Source organism: Pseudomonas sp. LBUM1670 (assembly GCF_059695695.1).
Window position 1 is genome coordinate 642,641 of sequence record NZ_CP166783.1, and the last position, 18,423, is coordinate 661,063.

15 protein-coding genes are annotated in these 18,423 nt (G+C 59.6%); 5 read left to right on the top strand and 10 right to left on the bottom strand.

The features are described from left to right. Positions 1-71 precede the first annotated feature (71 nt). Complete coding sequence (locus ACA073_RS02935; RefSeq protein WP_497401509.1) at positions 72-959, bottom strand: DMT family transporter; 888 nt, start codon at positions 957-959, stop codon at positions 72-74. Between the two features lie 96 nt (positions 960-1,055). Between ACA073_RS02935 and ACA073_RS02940 the strand changes: the two genes are divergently transcribed. Next, positions 1,056-1,850 (top strand): AraC family transcriptional regulator, encoded by a 795-nt coding sequence (locus tag ACA073_RS02940; protein WP_497401511.1) that lies wholly within the window; start codon positions 1,056-1,058, stop codon positions 1,848-1,850. Between the two features lie 333 nt (positions 1,851-2,183). Further along, entirely contained in the window at positions 2,184-3,197 is a 1,014-nt protein-coding gene (locus tag ACA073_RS02945) for an AI-2E family transporter (RefSeq protein WP_497401513.1), read from the top strand. 135 nt (positions 3,198-3,332) lie between these two features. On the opposite strand, the gene ACA073_RS02950 is transcribed toward ACA073_RS02945, so the two are convergent. Continuing rightward, on the bottom strand, positions 3,333-4,607 hold the full coding sequence (locus tag ACA073_RS02950) for an Hsp70 family protein (RefSeq protein ID WP_497401515.1): 1,275 nt from the start codon (positions 4,605-4,607) through the stop codon (positions 3,333-3,335). A gap of 299 nt (positions 4,608-4,906) precedes the next feature. Between ACA073_RS02950 and ACA073_RS02955 the strand changes: the two genes are divergently transcribed. Both ACA073_RS02955 and ACA073_RS02960 read left to right on the top strand, forming a co-directional pair. Continuing rightward, positions 4,907-5,854 (top strand): DnaJ C-terminal domain-containing protein, encoded by a 948-nt coding sequence (locus ACA073_RS02955; protein WP_497401517.1) that lies wholly within the window; start codon positions 4,907-4,909, stop codon positions 5,852-5,854. Between the two features lie 23 nt (positions 5,855-5,877). Continuing rightward, a complete protein-coding gene (locus ACA073_RS02960; protein WP_150797072.1) occupies positions 5,878-6,183 on the top strand; it encodes a chaperone modulator CbpM in 306 nt (101 codons plus the stop codon). 145 nt (positions 6,184-6,328) lie between these two features. On the opposite strand, the gene ACA073_RS02965 is transcribed toward ACA073_RS02960, so the two are convergent. Next, positions 6,329-7,456 carry a sensor histidine kinase gene (locus ACA073_RS02965; RefSeq protein WP_497401518.1) on the bottom strand — a complete coding sequence of 376 codons (1,128 nt, stop codon included), beginning with the start codon at positions 7,454-7,456 and terminating at the stop codon, positions 6,329-6,331. A gap of 247 nt (positions 7,457-7,703) precedes the next feature. Between ACA073_RS02965 and ACA073_RS02970 the strand changes: the two genes are divergently transcribed. Beyond that, positions 7,704-12,992, top strand: a complete 5,289-nt coding sequence (locus ACA073_RS02970; RefSeq protein ID WP_497401520.1) for a dermonecrotic toxin domain-containing protein — start codon at positions 7,704-7,706, stop codon at positions 12,990-12,992. A gap of 151 nt (positions 12,993-13,143) precedes the next feature. Here ACA073_RS02970 and ureC read toward each other — a convergent pair whose 3' ends face one another. From ureC to urtE, 7 genes are all read right to left on the bottom strand, one after another. Then, positions 13,144-14,844, bottom strand: coding sequence for an urease subunit alpha (gene ureC / locus ACA073_RS02975; RefSeq protein WP_497401522.1), 1,701 nt, complete (start codon positions 14,842-14,844; stop codon positions 13,144-13,146). Positions 14,845-14,971: 127 nt separating this feature from the next. Next, entirely contained in the window at positions 14,972-15,277 is a 306-nt protein-coding gene (locus ACA073_RS02980; protein WP_497401523.1) for an urease subunit beta, read from the bottom strand. Beyond that, on the bottom strand, positions 15,277-15,810 hold the full coding sequence (locus tag ACA073_RS02985) for a GNAT family N-acetyltransferase (protein WP_497401525.1): 534 nt from the start codon (positions 15,808-15,810) through the stop codon (positions 15,277-15,279). Before ACA073_RS02985 ends, ACA073_RS02980 begins: the two co-directional genes overlap by 1 nt. Before the next feature lie 6 nt (positions 15,811-15,816). Continuing rightward, a complete protein-coding gene (locus ACA073_RS02990) occupies positions 15,817-16,350 on the bottom strand; it encodes a GNAT family N-acetyltransferase (RefSeq protein ID WP_497401526.1) in 534 nt (177 codons plus the stop codon). Between the two features lie 9 nt (positions 16,351-16,359). Further along, entirely contained in the window at positions 16,360-16,662 is a 303-nt protein-coding gene (gene ureA / locus ACA073_RS02995) for an urease subunit gamma (RefSeq protein WP_007907366.1), read from the bottom strand. Between the two features lie 159 nt (positions 16,663-16,821). Beyond that, complete coding sequence (locus tag ACA073_RS03000; protein ID WP_497401527.1) at positions 16,822-17,661, bottom strand: urease accessory protein UreD; 840 nt, start codon at positions 17,659-17,661, stop codon at positions 16,822-16,824. Between the two features lie 30 nt (positions 17,662-17,691). Further along, a complete protein-coding gene (urtE, locus tag ACA073_RS03005) occupies positions 17,692-18,390 on the bottom strand; it encodes an urea ABC transporter ATP-binding subunit UrtE (protein ID WP_497401528.1) in 699 nt (232 codons plus the stop codon). Positions 18,391-18,423: the final 33 nt, after the last annotated feature.

Sequence of the window (18,423 nt, forward strand, 5' to 3'; positions counted from 1 at the left end):
GCGAGCAAGCCCGCTCCCACAGGGAGTGCATTCCAAAATGTGGGAGCGGGCTTGCTCGCGAAGGCGCCGGCTCAGGCAACGCCAACCTTACGGCCCAACACCGTGGTCCAGCGCTCCGAAACGATCACCCCACCCAACGTCAACACCCCGCCCACCAGGTGATACATCGCCAATTGCTCATGCAACACCACCGCTGCAATCAACGCCGTAATCACCGGCAGCAGATTGAAAAACTGCGTCGTCCGGCTCGGCCCCAGGCGCACCACGGCCTGCATCCACGCCAGCGGCGCAACCATCGAGGCCAGCAGGCAGGCGTACAGCACCAGCGGAATATTCTGCAACGTCGGGCCGATTTTCGGTGACGCGACAAACAGCGGAAACAGCACCGCCACCGCCACCCACACCTGCAAATACAACAACACCAGTGGCGGCAAACGCAGCTGCCATTTTTTCAGCAGCGTGCTGTAGATCGCGTAGGCCAGCGTGGCGATCAGCATCAGCGCATCGCCCAGATTCACCCCGTGTTCAAGCAATGCACCAAGGCTGCCGGACGACACCACCACCAACACACCGGCAAACGACAGCGCTGCCCCGGCCAGCGCACCCGCGGTCAGGCGCTGGCCAAGGCTGACGATCGCCATGGCCAGCGACATCAATGGCATCAGCGACAGGATGATCCCCATGTTGGTGGCCGACGTCAGCGTCGCCGCGAAATACGCCAGGCTTTGATAAACCGCCATGCCCAGCACGCCGAGGATGAAAATCTTCCCCAGGTTCGGGCGGATGGCCGACCAATGGGCGATGACGGGTTTGAGCATGAACGGCGTGAACAACAATCCGGCCAGCAGCCAGCGATAAAAACCGATCTCGGCGGGGAAGATCGCGCCGGCCGACATTTTGGTGATCACGGTGTTGCCGGCCCAAATGAAAATGGCCAGCAGGGGATAAGCGTATTGCATCGGAAAAAACCAGAACGTTAATGAGGGGTGATTATCGCCTGTCTGGATGAAAGCCTATACTTCGATCCAGACAACCCGCCCCCGATGACGGACAGCATGAGCAGCAAACACATCGACCTGCTGGACTTCAGCGAACTGCCTTCGTCGGTCTACTTCCGTTATGCCGACTTCAATACCCACGAATATGCCTCGGCCCACCGTCACCCGTGGGGCTCGCTGGAGTACTCGGCCAACGGTGTCTTGCACATGGAAATTGGCAGCAGCCGTTTCATGTCGCCGCCGCAATACGCCGTGTGGGTGCCACCGCAGATCGAGCACAGTTTCTACAGCAATCAACCGATCAACTACCGCGCGGTCTGCCTTGCGCCGGCGCTCTGCCAGGAACTGCCACGGCAGGCCTGCACCCTGGCGATCAGCGACATTCTCAAAGCGATCCTCAAGGACTTCGCCGCCCGCGACGTGAAAATTCCCGAACAGGCTGCGGACAAGCGCCTGGCTCAAGTGCTGGTGGATCAGCTGCAACAGGCCCCCATTCACGAGTGTTACTTGCCCTACGCCAGCAGCCCCGGACTGCTCGGCATTCTGGAAGCCTTGCAGACAGAACCCGGAGATAATCGGCCTCTGTCGGCGTGGGCTGCGCAGATCCATGTCAGCGAGCGCACGCTGGCGCGGCAGTTTGTGCGCGAACTGGGCATGAGTTTCGGCGAGTGGCGGCAGCGCTTGCGTTTTCTGGCAGCGATCGAAGCGCTGGACAGTCACCGCAGCATTCAGGAGATCGCTTTCGACATGGGTTACAGCACCGGTTCGGCGTTCATCGCGATGTTTCAACGGCAGGCCGGATGCACGCCGGAGCAGTACCGACGCAGCCACCTCGAGAGCAGGAAGGTGTAACAGGCGGTGTCTACACTCCAGAACGAAGTCGCGCCCCTCGGCGCGGCAAGCCGACGCTACCGCGAAGAGCCAAGGGCGAGTGATGGCCTGAAGAAAAAATAGCATTGGGAGATATGTGGTGACTGTAAGGGCCCTTTCGCGAGCAAGCCCGCTCCCACATTTGTCCGGCGTGCACAGATCCATTGTGGGAGCGGGCTTGCTCGCGAAAGGGCCGGCAAGGGCGCTGCAAAAATCGCCGGAAGTCCCGACCAAGGTCGCCCCACACAACCCTAGTGCTGGCACCCGAACGCTGGCAGACTGCCAATCCTTTTACGCCGTTCGTTTTGAGGCTGTATGTCGACGTTTTCTCAACGCCAAGTCTTGTTGCTCATCAGTTGGGTCATCATCTTTGGTGGCTTGTTGCTGGTGATTCCGCTGCGCTTGTTGCCAAGCCTGTTGGCCGGCCTGCTGGTGTTCGAACTGGTCAACATGCTCACCCCGCAATTGCAGCGGTTGATCGAAGGTCGGCGGGCGCGCTGGCTGGCGGTGGCGTTGCTGGGGACGTTAGTGGTGAGTGTGCTGGCGCTGATCTTTGCCGGTGCCATCAGCTTTCTGCTGCACGAAGCGGAAAACCCAGGCGCTTCCCTCGACAAATTCATGGTCGTGGTCGATCGTGCGCGCGGGCAATTGCCACCGTTCATCGACGCCTACCTGCCCGCCAGCGCCGCCGAGTTCCGCGTGGCCATCGGCGAGTGGATGAGCAAGCACCTCAGCGACTTGCAGCTGGTCGGCAAAGACGCGGCGCACATGTTCGTGACGTTGCTGATCGGCATGGTGCTGGGGGCGATCATCGCCTTGCAGCGTGTGCCGGACGTGACCAAGCGCCAACCGCTGGCCGCCGCACTGTTCGATCGTCTGCACCTGCTGGTGCAGGCGTTCCGCAACATCGTGTTCGCCCAGATCAAGATTTCCCTGCTCAACACCTTTTTTACCGGGATTTTCCTGGCGGTGGTCCTGCCGATGTTCGGCATCAAACTGCCGCTGACCAAGACCCTGATCGTGCTGACCTTCCTGCTCGGCCTGCTGCCGGTGATTGGCAATCTGATGTCGAACACGCTGATCACCATCGTCGGTTTGTCGCTGTCGATCTGGGTCGCGGTGGCGGCGTTGGGTTATCTGATTGTTATCCACAAGCTCGAATACTTCCTCAATGCGCGCATTGTCGGCGGGCAGATCAGTGCCAAGTCGTGGGAGTTGCTGCTGGCAATGCTGGTGTTCGAGGCCGCGTTCGGCCTGCCGGGGGTGGTGGCGGGGCCGATTTATTACGCGTATCTGAAGAGTGAGTTGAAGCAGGTGGGGATGGTTTGATCAAGCATTTGTAGTGCCTGATCGGGCTCCTTCGCGAGCAAGCCCGCTCCCACATTTGATTGCGTTCCATCAGATAGAACGCGGTCGAATGTGGGAGCGGGCTTGCTCGCGAAGCAGGCGCCGCAGTCTTTCAGATCAATCCATCGGGCCGTAACGCTTGGCCGCTTCGATCGCCAAGCCGCTGCCGATACTGCCAAAGATGTTCCCTTCCACATGCTGCGCATTCGGCAACATCGCCGACACACTGTTGCGCAACGCCGGAATCCCGCTCGAACCGCCGGTAAAGAACACCGTATCCACCTGATCGACCCGCACGTTGGCGTCGTTCAACATTTGGGTCACGCTGTTGCGCACCCGCTCCAGCAGGTTGTCGATGGCCGCTTCGAACAGCGCGCGGCTCAGCTCCACGCTCAGTCCCGGCTCGATGCGGTCCAGCGGCACATGGCGGCTGTCGGCGTGGGTCAGCTGGATCTTGGTTTCTTCCACTTCCATGGCCAGCCAGTGCCCGGCGCGTTGCTCGATCAGCTTGAACAGACGGTCGATGCCGCCGGTGTCTTCGATGTCGTAACGCATGCTGCCCAGGGCCAGGGTCGATTTCTGCGAGTACACCGAGTTGATGGTGTGCCAGGTCGCCAGGTTCATGTGGTGGCTGGTCGGCATGTAGGCGCCGCTCTTCATGCGGCTGCCGTAGCCGAACAGCGGCATCAGGCCTTGCAGGCTCAGTTGCTTGTCGAAATCGGTCCCGCCGATGTGCACGCCGCCAGTGGCGAGGATGTCGTCGTGGCGGTTGTCGTGGTTGCGGCGTTCAGGAGACAGGCGCACCAGCGAGAAGTCGGACGTACCACCGCCGATGTCGACGATCAGTACCAGCTCTTCCTTTTCGATGGTCGACTCATAGTCGAACGCTGCCGCAATCGGCTCGTACTGGAACGACACATCCTTGAAGCCGATGGCGCGGGCCACGTCCACCAGGGTGTTTTCCGCTTCCTGGTCGGCCATTTCGTCGTCATCGACGAAGAACACCGGACGACCCAGCACCACTTCGTCGAATTCGCGACCGGCGGCTGTTTCGGCGCGCTTCTTCAGCTGGCCGATAAACAGCCCGAGCAGATCCTTGAACGGCATCGCCGTGCCGAGCACGCTGGTGTCGTGCTTGATCAGCTTGGAACCCAGCAGGCTCTTGAGCGAGCGCATCAGCCGGCCTTCGTAGCCTTCCAGGTACTCGTGCAGCGCCAGCCGGCCGTATACCGGGCGGCGTTCTTCCATGTTGAAGAAGACCACCGATGGCAGGGTGATCTTGTCGTCCTCCAGCGCGATCAGCGTTTCCACGCCGGGGCGCAACCAGCCGACGGTGGAGTTGGACGTGCCGAAGTCGATACCACAGGCACGGGCTGGAGATGCGTTTTTCATGTCTTTCAGGTTCCGGTTAAAAAACGGCCGCGCAGTGTATGCCAGTGCGACGCAGATTCGAAGGCCGACTATCCGCTAAATCGCAGCTAATAGCGCCTTGATAAGCTGGCCGGGTGCCCCAAACTTGTCTGCATTGGCCCTGGCAGCCATTTGGTCGGTCAAAAGAACTGCCCACCGCTGCCGATAAACTTCTGATGCGCTGTCCGGTCACAAACTTGAGATCGGTCAAACCTCGTGCGGCAATTAAGAGCATGCTGAGGCAGACGGCGCGATTTTGATAATGGATGGTGATTCCCACGATGGACTTCAAAGACTATTACAAGATTCTCGGTGTGGAACCGACCGCGGACGACAAGACGATCAAGGCGGCTTATCGCAAGCTGGCGCGTAAATACCACCCCGACGTCAGCAAGGAAAAGGACGCCGAGTCCAAGTTCAAGGACGCCTCGGAAGCCTATGAAGCGCTGAAAAGCGCCGACAAACGCGCCGAATACGACGACTTGCGCAAATATGGCCAGCACGGCCAACCGTTCCAGGGCCCGCCGGGTTGGCAGGGGCGTGGTGCCGGTGGTTTCGGCGGTGGTCAGGACTCGGGCGATTTTTCGGACTTCTTCAGTTCGATCTTCGGCAACCGTGGTCCGGGTTTTGGTGGTGGACAGTCGGGCCGCAGCGCCGGGCGTAGAGGGCAAGACGTGGAAATGGAATTAGCGATTTTTCTGGAAGAAACCCTCTCCAACGAATCGAAGAAGGTCACCTTCAAAGTGCCGCAGTACAACGCGGCCGGCCAGCATGTCAGCAACACCAGCAAAAGCCTGAACGTAAAAATTCCCGCGGGCGTGACCGACGGCGAGCGCATCCGCCTCAAGGGCCAGGGCGCACCGGGCATCGGTGGCGGGGCCAATGGCGACCTGTACCTGACCATCCGGTTTGCGCCGCACCCGAAATTCGACGTCGAAGGCGAAAACCTGATCATCACCCTGCCGCTGGCTCCATGGGAGTTGGCGTTGGGCACCGAAGTGGCCGTGCCTACACTGACCGGCAGGATCAACCTCAAGGTGCCGGCCGGCAGCCAGAACGGCCAGCGCATGCGCGCCAAGGGCCACGGTTTGCTGAACAAGGCCGGCCATCGGGGTTATCTGTTCGTACAACTCAAGGCCGTCATGCCTAAAGCCTCGGACGATGAAGTGAAGGCGTTGTGGCAGGAACTGGCGAAAAAAGCTGCGTTCAACCCGAGAGAACACTTCTGATCCAAGAGACGGAGTAGCCCATCATGAGCAACCCCCTGATCGTTCAACTGGACATGGCAGAATTCTGTGAGGCGACCGACCTGTCGGACGTCTACGTGATCGAAATCGTCGAGCACGGCATCCTCGAACCTCAGGGCACGCAGCCCAAGGATTGGCGTTTCAACGATTATGAACTGGCTCTGGCCAAGCGTGCCGCCAAGTTGCGGCATGACCTGGAACTTGAGTGGGAAGGCGTCGCCCTGGCGCTCGACCTGCTTGAAGAGGTCCAGCAGCTGCGGGCCGAGAACCGGATGCTTAAGCAGCGGTTGGGGCGGTTGGTGGTTGAGTAACCGGCCTGATTGTTTTGTGTTGCCTGATATGGCCCCTTCGCGAGCAAGCCCGCTCCCACAATGGATCTGTGTACACAGCACAATGTGGGAGCGGGCTTGCTCCGGGCGGCGTTCCGACGAAGAACGATAACGCGGTCCTTCTGCCTTACAACTTCCGGGGCAACACCACGGTAAACAGCGTCCCATCGACTTCATTCGACCTGACCTCGATCGTCCCGCCGTGGGCGTTCACCACTTCCTTTACGATAAACAATCCCAGGCCAAGGCTGGTGGAGGGGGCGCCGAGTTCTTCGTCGGCGCTGCGCACCAGCGGATTGAAGATCGTGCCGATCGCGTCCTCGGGAATCGGTATGCCGTAGTTATGCACCGTAAGGCGAACCGCATCGGGTTCGCCGCTGAGTGTGACCGTGACATCCCGTTTGTTCGAACCATGCTGCAACGCGTTGCCGATCAGGTTTTGCAGCAGCTGGCTCAAGCGTCCGGCATCCCAGACGCCTCGCGTATCGCCCTCTATTTGTATTCTTGGATCGCACTCCGGGTTACCGGCACAGGCTTCGGCTATCGCCCTGTGCGCCGCATCGGCCAGGTCCATGGGCGCCGGTTCGATCGGCAGGCTCTTGCCAAGTCGACTGCGCACCAGCTCCAGCAAATCGCTGACCATCACCGCCATGTGCCGCGCGCCACGCTTGATATTGATCGCGCAAGCCAGCGCCTCGCCTTCAAGCGTGGCTTTGCGCATCAGCAATTCTGTGGACATGCTCACGGCTTGCAATGGCGCGCGCAGGTCATGCCCGAGTATCGCCAGAAACAGATCCCGTGAATGGTTGACCTGTTCGGCATAGGCCGCCGTGGATTCGGCAAGGGCTTCGTCGATGGCTTCGTTGAAACGGATCATGTCCTGAAAGTAAGCGAGGTCCGGCGATTTCAGGCTGTTGACCCACAGCCGAATCACACAGGCGCGCAGGTGGCGGAACTCGCTGGTCATCTGCACCAGGTCGAAGCCCACGGTATGCCGCAGCTCACCGTGGCTGGCGCCCGCCTCATCGAGACTCGGGGTTTTTTCCGGGCCTTCACCCTTGGCCTTGGCGATCTGTTCGCTGGCGGTTTGCGCAGTCGTCATGTCCCGGGCTGCGGCCAGCAGAATCACCTTGGCGTGATCACGCAAGGCCACTTGATCCATATTCTCGGCCGCCGGGGTGATCGTCCTGGCGAACTGCTCCCATTCATCGACGATACGGTCTACATGTTGCCTGATGAATTCGGGTAGGCGCATGACCGGGTTCCTGAAGATTTTGGAGGCTGGACGTGTCGCATAGTAGCGCCTTCAGGCTGGAAAAAAACCTCCGGCGGCGTAGCGGCACACTCGGCATTCTTCAGGGTGGTACATAGGTGTATGTGTGCACCTGTTTTTCGAACGAAGAACGTACTCCTCTCGCTTTAACCAACAGTTATTCAGGCTTTTGTTTTGCTGACGGGTGAATAGTCTATTGGCTCCACCCATCATTTGAAGGTTAGAACCCATGTCTGATTTGCAAGGAAGCAATCCGACGAACGCTGCGTCTGCAACCCTGGTTGCCAAAAGTGTTCACGAGCAGCGAGTGACCAAGGTCATCCCCGCTGCGATAAAAAATGCATCGCCGGCCACGCTTGAATCCATGTTGAAGCTGAATGCCAAAATGCCGGACTGGTACATGAAAGCAACGAAGGCCGACCGGCAGCTTCTGAAAACGTTGATCGATGAGCGCTGGCGCTTGCAAGGCGAGCTGGATGAACTTCTGGGTGATCTTCAGAGCGATATCGATGCATTCGGTAAACGATTGCTCAGTACATCGCTGCAAGCGAACTTCAATACGTACGAAGACCCTGAAACCCTGTCACTGCAACTTTACGTTCCGGACAACCTCATTTTCGGTATCGATACCGGGGTCAGTCGGATGCGGCGAAACTCGTTACTCGCCGCAGCGCTCCATAACTTTGAAGAAGCGGAAACCCAAGAGGCCGCGTTCAGAAGTGGCTCCGGTGTTTATCGCGACAGTCCTCAGGGAACCCCGCATCGAATCAATGCGATTACCCCGGCAAGGTTCGCCAGCCTGTGCCGCCGACTGGATATTGGTGGGCAGTATCAAACCCATATCAAAGCGCGGCTTGAGCCAACGGCGCCCAAAGCGAAGCAGCAGTTGCAGGACCGTTCGACAACCAGTGAAAAAGCGGCTTTCAAGTCATCGGCCTTGATCGCGCATCTGAAAGGCGATATCAGCGCTGAAGCCTTTGACCGGCTGCAGGATGTCGTCGAAGGAAAAGAAAACATCAGGTTCCATGGTTCGCCCCTGCATAGCCACCGATTGTCGTTGATGGGTTTTCGCATGACGTCGATCGTGCTGTTCAGCGCTGTGAGCGATGCATCGGCATTGAAAACGGCTGTGAATGCCTTGACGCCCGAGAGTGTGAAATTCTGGACTGACTGGTCTCGGCGTATTCCGTTTTTATCCGGCAACGCCTATGAGAGTTACAAGCTGATCCAGGCCTTCTTCGCCAACGGCCCCACGGGAGTCGGAGACGAAATGCTGCGCAACGAAGACATTTATCAACAGAGTCGGCTGACCGGACCGTTGATCGTTTATGTGCCGGATGACCCGGACCATCCGCTGAAAGAATATGCCTCGCTCACCGAGTTCCTGAAGGCCTTGATCGGCCAGTTGCGCGACCCGGATTACCAGGCATTTTTCAGCCGGTTTGTGGCGCAGAAGGACAAAGGCCATTTTTTCGCCAGGGTCAACGAGCGGCTCAAGACCATCAAGTGGAAACAGCGCGAACCGCTCGACATGGGCCCTTGGTGGCGCGAAACCGCCATCGAAAATCCCGACGCGGAACCCATCACCAATCGGATCGCCAATGACCTGTGGATCACCCTGTTCCAAGAGCGGCGGGACAAGGTCATCAGCGATGCACGTAGCATTGCCGTGCCGACCGACGACGAAGATTCGGCCAGTCGCTGGAAGCGTCTGACCAGTTACCTGAGCATTGGCTGGAACGTGTTCAGCTTCGCCGCCATGCTGGTGCCCGGTGTGGGCGAGGTGGTGTTGGGCATCATGGTGGCGCAGATGCTCGCGGAGCTGGCCGAAGGCATCGAGGACTGGAGCAAGGGCGACAAGGAGGAAGCGGCGACTTACATCAACGGTGTGCTGATCAACTTTGCGCAATTTGCGCTGATGGGGGCAGGGCACGTGCTACCCAAAACGTCTGTCGCCCTTTCGCCCTTTGTCGAAAACCTCAAGCCCGTGGCGTTCAATGGCGAAGAGCCGCTGTGGAATCCCGACCTGACAGCCTATGAACATCCGGTTGTCTTGCCGCAAGCCGCCGAGCCAGGCGAGCTGGGTCTTTACCAACATGAGGGCAAGGACGTACTGCGACTCGATGACAAGCATTACGTGGTGGCGACGGACCCGGAGACCGGGTTGCAACGCCTCAAGCACCCGGCACGTCCAGACGCGTATCAACCCGTTGTCGAGCATAACGGTGCCGGCAGCTGGAAGACTGAAATCGATCGTCCTCTGGCGTGGGACAAGGCCCGCTTGCTCAGGCGCCTGGGCACTGCGACGGATGAGGTTGCCGATGAATCCCTCGAGCAGATTCTGACCGTCAGTGGCGTCAAGGAAAACGCGCTGCGCCGGATGCATGTCGAGCATGAAACACCTCCAGCCTTGCTGGTCGATACCCTCGATCGCTTCAAGGCGTATGCGCAGGCCGGTGAACTTGGCAAGCACATCCTGGCTGACAATATTCCCGAAGCGTTGGAGGACTTGATTCCCGCGTTCATGACCGAACTCCCGCGCTGGCCTGCGTCCCGAGGGATTGCGCTGTTCGACGGGCCAAAGCTGGACGGTGTGTCTGTAGCTTTCGGCTCGGCTGAACGTCAGATCAAACTGTCTCGCATCGACCTGCGGGCAGGCCGTTTGCCGATCCGGGTGATCGAGAATTTCAGCGAAACGGACATTCATGAATTGCTCGGCCAGGGTATTTCCAGCGACAGACAAGTGCGCATCAACGAATTGCGAAAGCGTCTGGCCGACCACGCCGGTCAACAGCGTCAACGCGTTTTCGACACCCTCTACAAACAACGGAAGATCTCTGACAGTGCCGATGTGCTGTTGCTGTGCGACGCCTATCCGAAACTACCGGTGATCGTCGCCGAAGAATTACTGCGCGATGCCACCCCGGAGGAATTGCTTCACCTGACCCAAAAACGCCGAATTCCCCTGAGCCTTCGCGAAAAGGCGCGAGCAGCACAGGACCGCGTGCGAATGAGCCGCGCCTACGAAGGCCTGTATCTGGAAGCACTGGAAGCTACTGACACCCGTCGACTTGAGCTGGCCTCGCTGGCCGCCATGCCAGGCTGGTCGGCCAAAGTTCGCATCGAGGTTCGTGCCTTCTCGTACACCGGCGAACTGCAGGCCAGCGTCGGGCCCGAAGACGCGCGCATCCGCAAAGTCCTGTTTGTCGATGAGAAAGGCCTGTACCACGCACGCGACGAGCAAGCGCAGCATCTGCACGGTGCCGATGACTTCTATGCCTCTTTGCTGCATGCATTGCCAGACACTGAACGCAAAGCCCTTGGATTCGACATTTATGAGGGAGACAAGCTCAAGCAAGCGCTCCAGCGCGCGCCGCTGAGCCATGAGCGTTTTGCCTCGGTGCTGGAACAGCATCCGATCCGAAAACCGGCTTACGACCCGCAAGCCATGCGCCTTCGGGGCGGCATGCGGGGGTATCCGCGCCAAATGAGCGTGGAGACGATTCGTCAACGCCTTGGCTGGCTGTATCCGGAGTGCTCAGAGTCGGAAGTGGGTGAGCTGATGAGTGGCTTCGGGAACTCGGCACCTGAGCGTCTGAAGGTGCTGGAGGATGAATTCGATCAATTGGAACGTTCGCTCAATAGCTGGATAAGGGCACCGGCCACCTCGCCAAGTACCGGTCTGGTGGCGAAGCTGGAAATCGAATCCAGGAAGAATATCGCTGCAACGATCAAACAGTGCTGGCAACGGACCGGCCCGGCGGGAGTCGAGGTCCCCGGCATTGTCCGTCCGCAGGCGCTCCTTCTAGGCGAGGGGTCAATGAACCGGCACATTGCGAGCATGCCGAAGCTGACTGCCAATTTCGATCACGTCACCCATCTGAGCATGCCCCGGGCCAACATGCTGCCCAGCCAAGTGGGATTTCTGGAGCCGTTCAGCCAACTGCGCGATCTGGACGTGAGCGGGAATCTACTGAACCGTTTGCCGCCAGCCATTGGCAAAATGCAATTTCTGGAGGACCTGGCGCTGAGCGATAACCGCATCGAGCTGACTCCGCAGGCGGTAGCGCACTTGAAAGGTCTGACCCGTCTCAGATCCCTGGGGTTGAGAGGCAACCCATTGAAGCTGCTGCCCGATATCAGCCGGATGCCGGAGCTGCATTTGTTGATTCTGGAGAACACCGGCATCGACAGCTGGCCAACCGGGCTTTTTTCCCAGCCGCGCCCGCGTAATTTTTACCTTGATCTTCGAAGCAACCCGATCAGCCGTATACCGGACGTTGCTCCCGGTTCATTCCGTGCCGAGTTGCTGGCGCGCACCCTGCTGAGTCGAGAGCCCGCACGGATATCCCCGGAAAATCTGAACACCCTCAGGCGCTATACCGAGTCGGTCGGCCTCGACCCCGATCGCCCTTATCCGCCTAGAGGAACCCTGGACAGCACTCAATGGGGGGAAGGTATGCCCAGTCAATGGCAGACCAGGCAAGCCATCTGGGATGCGGTCGAGGATGAGTTCAACTCCGAGTCTTTCTTCAATGAAATCAGGCGGCTGACCCAGTCATCCGATTTCAAGGCGAACGACGGCCTTTATCGGCGAGAGCTGACGGCCAAGGTCTGGCGCATGCTCGAGGCCATGGAAAAGGACAGCGAATTGCGCACGACCATTTTTGCCGAAGCGGTGGCGCGGACACAGTGTGTCGACGGGGCAACGCAGTTGTTCAACATCATGGGCATGAAAGTGCTTGTCCACGAAGCGTACGGGTTGGCCAACCCCGGTTTGGTCGAAGCCGAGCTGGTCAGCCTGGCCAAGGGTTCGTCGCGACTGGACGAGGTCGAGAGGATTGCCGAGCACCATATCGCGGAACGCATTGCAAAAGGTGAGCGGATCCGAGAGGCGGGTGCCGACGGTACTGTGACGGGGACCATTGATGTCGTAGAAGTTCACCTGGCGTTTACCACCGAACTGGCGAGGTCCGAGGAGGGGAATCTGGCGAATCCCGAGGCGCCGAAGGGCCTCGACTTGCCATGGCAGGCCCGCACCATGCAATTTCGCGGCATTGCCGGTGTGGAGCCGAAATATATTGAAAACGCTCGCCTCAAAGTCCTGGGGCTGGAGGAAGGAAATCTGCTGCGCGATTCGATCGCCGAACAGCCTTTCTGGAAATCCTATGTAGAAGGCGTCAACCGCTCACGCTTCAAGCAGTTTAAACGGCGAGAGAATGCGCTTTATGAGTACAAGACGGCCCTTAAAGAAAGGGCCGACGGGGTGGACCTGTCACCCGAGGAAAAAGATCACTTGAAAACACAGATCAGGACATTGGCCTTTGAGCTGGGTAAACCGGAAAGTGACTTTGCTCCGGGGCGGGTCATGACCGATGACGAATTCGATCAGCAATACCGTGCGATAAAAAACGAGGAGAAAACGTTTCTCAGGCAGTTGACGCAACAAGCGATGGATCGGGCGAAGCTGCAAAGGGTTGAAATACCCTTCGCCGTCGAAGGGGCCGGCCGGACGTAATCTCACGTAACAGTGCTCGGTGCCGGCTGGACAAGGTGATGTCAACCAGACCTTTCTGCTGCTCAGGAAACCGCTGTCCCTTGAACTTGAGACCTCCTGAACCCCCACCGCTGCGCGCTGAACACGCCGCGGTGGGGCTCGGGCCAATCCATCAGAACAGGAAGTAACGCTGCGCCATTGGCAGCGTTTCTGCCGGTTCACACCACAGCAGCACGCCGTCGGCCTTGACCTGATAGGTCTGCGGGTCGACATCGATGCTCGGCAGGTAATCGTTGTGGATCAAGTCGGTTTTCTGCACCTCGCGACAACCTTTGACCACGGCAATTTTCTTCTTCAACCCCAAGGCTTCCGGCAAACCTGCCTCCTGGGCCGCCTGGCTGATAAAGGTCAGGCTGGTGGCATGCAGCGAGCCACCGTAGCTGGCGAACATCGGGCGGTAATGCACCGGTTGCGGTGTCGGGATCGACGCATTTGCGTCACCCATCAGGCTGGCCGCGATGGCACCGCCCTTGAGGATCAGCGTCGGCTTGACCCCGAAAAATGCCGGGCGCCACAGCACCAGATCCGCCCATTTCCCCACTTCGATCGAACCCACTTCGTGGCTGATGCCGTGGGTGATCGCCGGATTGATCGTGTATTTGGCGATGTAGCGTTTGGCTCGGAAGTTGTCATTACCCTCGCCATCACCCGGCAGCGGCCCGCGCTGTTTTTTCATCTTGTCGGCGGTCTGCCAGGTGCGCGTAATGACTTCGCCGACCCGGCCCATGGCCTGGCTGTCGGAGCTGATCATCGAGAACGCACCGAGGTCGTGGAGGATGTCTTCGGCGGCAATCGTTTCGCGGCGGATGCGGCTTTCGGCGAAGGCCACATCCTCGGCAATGCTCGGGTCCAGGTGGTGGCAGACCATCAGCATGTCGAGGTGTTCGTCGATCGTGTTGCGGGTGAACGGCCGGGTCGGGTTGGTCGAGCTCGGCAGCACGTTGGCAAAACCGCAGGCCTTGATGATGTCTGGCGCATGGCCGCCGCCGGCGCCTTCGGTGTGGTAGGTGTGGATGGTGCGACCCTTGAAGGCGGCGAGGGTGGTTTCGACGAAGCCGGACTCGTTGAGCGTGTCAGTGTGGATCGCTACTTGTACGTCGTATTGATCGGCGACGCTCAGGCAGTTGTCGATGCTCGCCGGTGTGGTGCCCCAGTCTTCGTGCAATTTAAGACCGATGGCGCCGGCCTTGACCTGTTCGATCAGTGGCTCCGGCAGGCTGGCGTTGCCCTTGCCGGTGAGACCGATGTTCATCGGGAACGCGTCCGCGGCTTGAAGCATCCGCGCCAGATGCCACGGCCCGGAGGTGCAGGTGGTGGCGTTGGTCCCGGTGGCCGGGCCGGTGCCGCCGCCGATCATGGTGGTGACGCCGCTCATCAGCGCTTCTTCGATCTGCTGCGGGCAGATGAAGTGGATGTGTGTGTCGATGCCGCCGGCGGTGAGGATCATGCCTTCGCCCGCGATGACTTCGGTGCTGGCGCCGATGGCGATGGTGACGTTCGGCTGCACATCCGGATTGCCCGCCTTGCCGATGCCCGCAATGCGCCCATCCTTGAGACCGACATCGGCTTTGACGATGCCCCAGTGGTCGATGAGCAGCGCGTTGGTGATCACCGTGTCGACGACTTCGGCGGCCAGCAACTGGCTTTGGCCCTGGCCGTCGCGGATGACTTTGCCGCCGCCGAATTTCACTTCTTCGCCGTAGGTGGTGAAGTCTTTTTCGACCTCGATCCACAGCTCGGTGTCGGCCAGGCGAACCTTGTCACCGACGGTGGGGCCGAACATGTCGGCGTAGGCTTGTCTTGAGATTTTCATGCGCATGCCTTGGAAAATAATTGAATGTGCGATCGCATTCGCGGGCAAGCCTCGCTCCTACAGATTCAGCGAAATCCTGTAGGAGCGAGGCTTGCCCGCGAAGAGGCCAGTACAGACGGCGAAAAATCTACAAATTACCCATGATCCGCCCGGCAAACCCAAACACCCGCCGATGCCCGGCCAGGTCAACCAGCTCGACCTCACGACTCTGCCCCGGTTCGAAGCGCACGGCGGTGCCGGCGGGGATGTTCAGGCGCATGCCGCGACTGGCGGCGCGGTCGAAGGTCAGGGCGTCGTTGGTTTCGAAAAAATGATAATGCGAGCCGACCTGGATCGGCCGGTCGCCGCTGTTGGCCACTTTCAGGCTGACGGTGCGGCGGCCGACGTTGAGTTCGATGTCGCCGGGCTGGATCTGGAATTCACCGGGAATCATCAATGGGCTCCCTGGAGAATCTTGTAGTAGAGGGCGGTCGGTTTGTACCGGCCGCTCGGGTCGCAGCAGTAGTCGGGGATTTCACCCACGCGGGTGTAACCCAGCGCCTTGTAGAAGTCTTCGGCGGGGGAGCCGGCTTCGGTGTCGAGGTAGAGCATGCCGCGTTTGTGCTGGAGCGCGGCCTGTTCCAGAACGCTCATCAACTGTTGGCCCAGCCCCCGGCGGCGTGCATGTTCACGCACCAGCAGTTTCTGCACTTCGGCGCGGTTCAGCCCGTTGGCTTTCTGGCACAGGGTCAGTTGCACGCTGGCCTGCACCTGTTCGTCCTTGACCACCACCCACAGCAGCACGTTGCCCTTGTTCAGGTTGTCCTGAACTTCATCGAAATAGGCGCGGGCCTGAGTGGCATCCAGATCGGCCATGAAGCCGACACTGGCGCCATAGCCGACGGCGTCGAGCAGCAGATCAATCAAACCCTGACGATAGTGTGCAAAGCTTTCAACATTGACGCGGCGCAATTGGGCTGCATTCATCGGGCGTTACTCCTTGTTAACGGGCGGCGGTTCGGCGCCTGGATTGAGGGTCAGTTGCATGAAGGTCAGGTCCAGCCAGCGGCCGAACTTCGTGCCTACCTGAGGCATTTGCCCCGTGGTCACGAAACCGACCCGTTCATGCAGGCGGATGGAAGCCGCGTTGCCGCTTTCGATGGCAGCGACCATCACATGCTTGTCGCAGCCTTTGGCGCGCTCGATCAGCACGTCCATCAATTGCGGGCCCAGACCATTGCCGCGCTGGTCGCTGCGCACGTAGACCGAGTGCTCGACGGTGTGGCGGAAACCATCGAACGGTCGCCAGTCACCAAATGAAGCGTAGCCGAGTACGCTTTTATCGCCGTCGACAATCACCAGGACCGGATAGCCCTGGACTTGTCGGGCGCTGAACCAGGCCTGACGGTTGCCCAGGTCCACGGTCTGTTCGTTCCAGATCGCCGTGGTGTAGAGCACGGCGTCGTTGTAGATATCACGGATCGCCGGCAGGTCGGCATGCACCGCATCGCGGATGTGATAAGTCATGGCGGGGCCTCAGGCGATCGGTTGGTGGACGGTGACCAGTTTTGTGCCGTCGGGGAAAGTGGCTTCCACCTGGATTTCCGGGATCATCTCCGGAATGCCTTCCATCACTTGTTCGCGGCTGAGCAGGGTGGTGCCGAAATGCATCAGCTCGGCCACGGTCTGGCCGTCACGGGCGCCCTCGAGCAACGCCGCGGAAATATAGGCCATCGCTTCCGGGTAATTGAGTTTCACGCCGCGCGCCAAACGCCGCTCGGCCACGAGGCCGGCGGTGAAGATCAGCAGCTTGTCTTTTTCGCGTGGGGTCAGGTCCATCGTTTGGAATCCATCTGGGCAGATAAAAAATATTCGGATCTGTGAACACAAAACCTGTGGGAGCGGGCTTGCTCGCGAAAGCGGTGGTTCAGCCAGCATTGATGTTGAATGACACACCGCCTTCGCGGGCAAGCCTCGCTCCTACAGGGGGATTGCGTTTCAGGTGCTCCATATTCGGGGTGGGACGGCTTCTCGGCCGAGTAGTGCAGGCCTGAGCAATTGCCACAAATCAATTAGCCATCCCCGCGCCAGCAATGCCTCGCTGGCCAGGCATCGGGCGACGAGCAAGCCCGGTATCTGCGTCAGATCCCCGCGTACGTCATTGCTCAACGAACGGCATTTCTCCAGCAGATCACTATCAATCTCCCCCGTCACCAGCAACGTCGCAAACACCGGTTGCCCATCCAGCCCGATCGGCGAATCAAGCAAGCCGTCACCCCCGACAATGCGCTGGCGTTCGTGCCAGAGCAACTGACCGTCGCGGCGGATATCCAGCTGCGCCTGAAAATGCCCGAGGTCAAAACGCTCGCCGCTGGCCGGGCGGCCCAGTGCGACGACGTCCCAGTAGAACAACCGCGCATCGCCTTCCAGATCAATGGAGGTGCTGAGCTCGGCCTGGGCGCCGCTGAAGATAATCGTCTCTTGCGGCAACCACTCCAGTGTCGCGCCGCTGGCCACTTTCAGATCAAGTTTCTGATAAGCCGGCCCGGCCGCGCGATACCACTTGGCGGCGCCGGGGCTGGTGATTTGCGCCCACGCCTGGCTGCCAACGCTGGCGCTGATGTCCAGTCGATCACCACCGGCAATCCCGCCCGGCGGGTGGACGATGATGTGCTGGCAGACTTCGGCCCCTTCGGCATACAGATGCTTCTGTACCCGCAATGGACCTTTGTGCCGGCGCTGCACCGGGCGTGTGCTGTCGCCGAATCGGGCATAGCCCAATTCCAGCTCGGCGTGCCAGCTCGGGGTGAAGAGGACAGTGGGAAGAGGTAAATTCATGGCTTCTAATTATCGTTAGGACGCTACAGATTAGATTGTAACCAGACCGCGTACACCCTCGGCTTCCATATTTTCTCCGCGACCCTGCTGCACGATCTCACCACGGGACATCACCAGGTATTGGTCGGCCAGTTCGGCGGCGAAATCGTAGAACTGCTCTACCAGCAGAATCGCCATGTCGCCGCGCTCCGCGAGTTTTTTGATCACCGCGCCGATCTCCTTGATGACTGACGGCTGGATGCCTTCCGTGGGTTCGTCGAGGATCAGCAACCTTGGACGACTGGCCAATGCGCGGCCAATCGCCAATTGCTGCTGTTGGCCACCGGACAAGTCACCGCCGCGCCGTTGCTTCATTTGCAGCAACACCGGGAACAGCTCGTAGATGAAAGCAGGGACTTCTTTCGCTTCGCTGCCGGGAAACCGCGACAGGCCCATCAGCAGGTTTTCTTCAACGGTCAGTCGAGCAAAAATTTCCCGGCCCTGAGGCACGTAGGCGATTCCGGCATGTACCCGTTGGTGCGGTTTGAACGTGGTGATCGGTTTGCCTTCCCAGTTCACCGCGCCTTCTTTGGCCGGCAGCAAACCCATCAGGCATTTGAGCAGGGTGGTTTTGCCCACGCCGTTGCGCCCGAGCAGGCAGGTGACTTCACCGACCTTCACGTCAAACGTCAGGCCCCGCAGGATGTGGCTACCGCCGTAGAACTGGTGCAGCTTGTCGACTTGCAGCATCTTCAAATTCCTTCTGTTCCACACAGAACCCCT

What these genes read in the sequence shown, in the direction of transcription:
- ACA073_RS03000 (WP_497401527.1), bottom strand. Translation starts at nt 17,661, where the DNA reads ATGAATTTACCTCTTCCCACTGTCCTCTTCACCCCGAGCTGGCACGCC.
- ACA073_RS02980 (WP_497401523.1), bottom strand. Translation starts at nt 15,277, where the DNA reads ATGATTCCCGGTGAATTCCAGATCCAGCCCGGCGACATCGAACTCAAC.
- ureC (WP_497401522.1), bottom strand. Translation starts at nt 14,844, where the DNA reads ATGAAAATCTCAAGACAAGCCTACGCCGACATGTTCGGCCCCACCGTC.
- ACA073_RS02945 (WP_497401513.1), top strand. Translation starts at nt 2,184, where the DNA reads ATGTCGACGTTTTCTCAACGCCAAGTCTTGTTGCTCATCAGTTGGGTC.
- ACA073_RS02935 (WP_497401509.1), bottom strand. Translation starts at nt 959, where the DNA reads ATGCAATACGCTTATCCCCTGCTGGCCATTTTCATTTGGGCCGGCAAC.
- ACA073_RS02940 (WP_497401511.1), top strand. Translation starts at nt 1,056, where the DNA reads ATGAGCAGCAAACACATCGACCTGCTGGACTTCAGCGAACTGCCTTCG.
- ACA073_RS02955 (WP_497401517.1), top strand. Translation starts at nt 4,907, where the DNA reads ATGGACTTCAAAGACTATTACAAGATTCTCGGTGTGGAACCGACCGCG.
- urtE (WP_497401528.1), bottom strand. Translation starts at nt 18,390, where the DNA reads ATGCTGCAAGTCGACAAGCTGCACCAGTTCTACGGCGGTAGCCACATC.
- ureA (WP_007907366.1), bottom strand. Translation starts at nt 16,662, where the DNA reads ATGGACCTGACCCCACGCGAAAAAGACAAGCTGCTGATCTTCACCGCC.
- ACA073_RS02985 (WP_497401525.1), bottom strand. Translation starts at nt 15,810, where the DNA reads ATGAATGCAGCCCAATTGCGCCGCGTCAATGTTGAAAGCTTTGCACAC.
- ACA073_RS02990 (WP_497401526.1), bottom strand. Translation starts at nt 16,350, where the DNA reads ATGACTTATCACATCCGCGATGCGGTGCATGCCGACCTGCCGGCGATC.
- ACA073_RS02970 (WP_497401520.1), top strand. Translation starts at nt 7,704, where the DNA reads ATGTCTGATTTGCAAGGAAGCAATCCGACGAACGCTGCGTCTGCAACC.
- ACA073_RS02950 (WP_497401515.1), bottom strand. Translation starts at nt 4,607, where the DNA reads ATGAAAAACGCATCTCCAGCCCGTGCCTGTGGTATCGACTTCGGCACG.
- ACA073_RS02965 (WP_497401518.1), bottom strand. Translation starts at nt 7,456, where the DNA reads ATGCGCCTACCCGAATTCATCAGGCAACATGTAGACCGTATCGTCGAT.
- ACA073_RS02960 (WP_150797072.1), top strand. Translation starts at nt 5,878, where the DNA reads ATGAGCAACCCCCTGATCGTTCAACTGGACATGGCAGAATTCTGTGAG.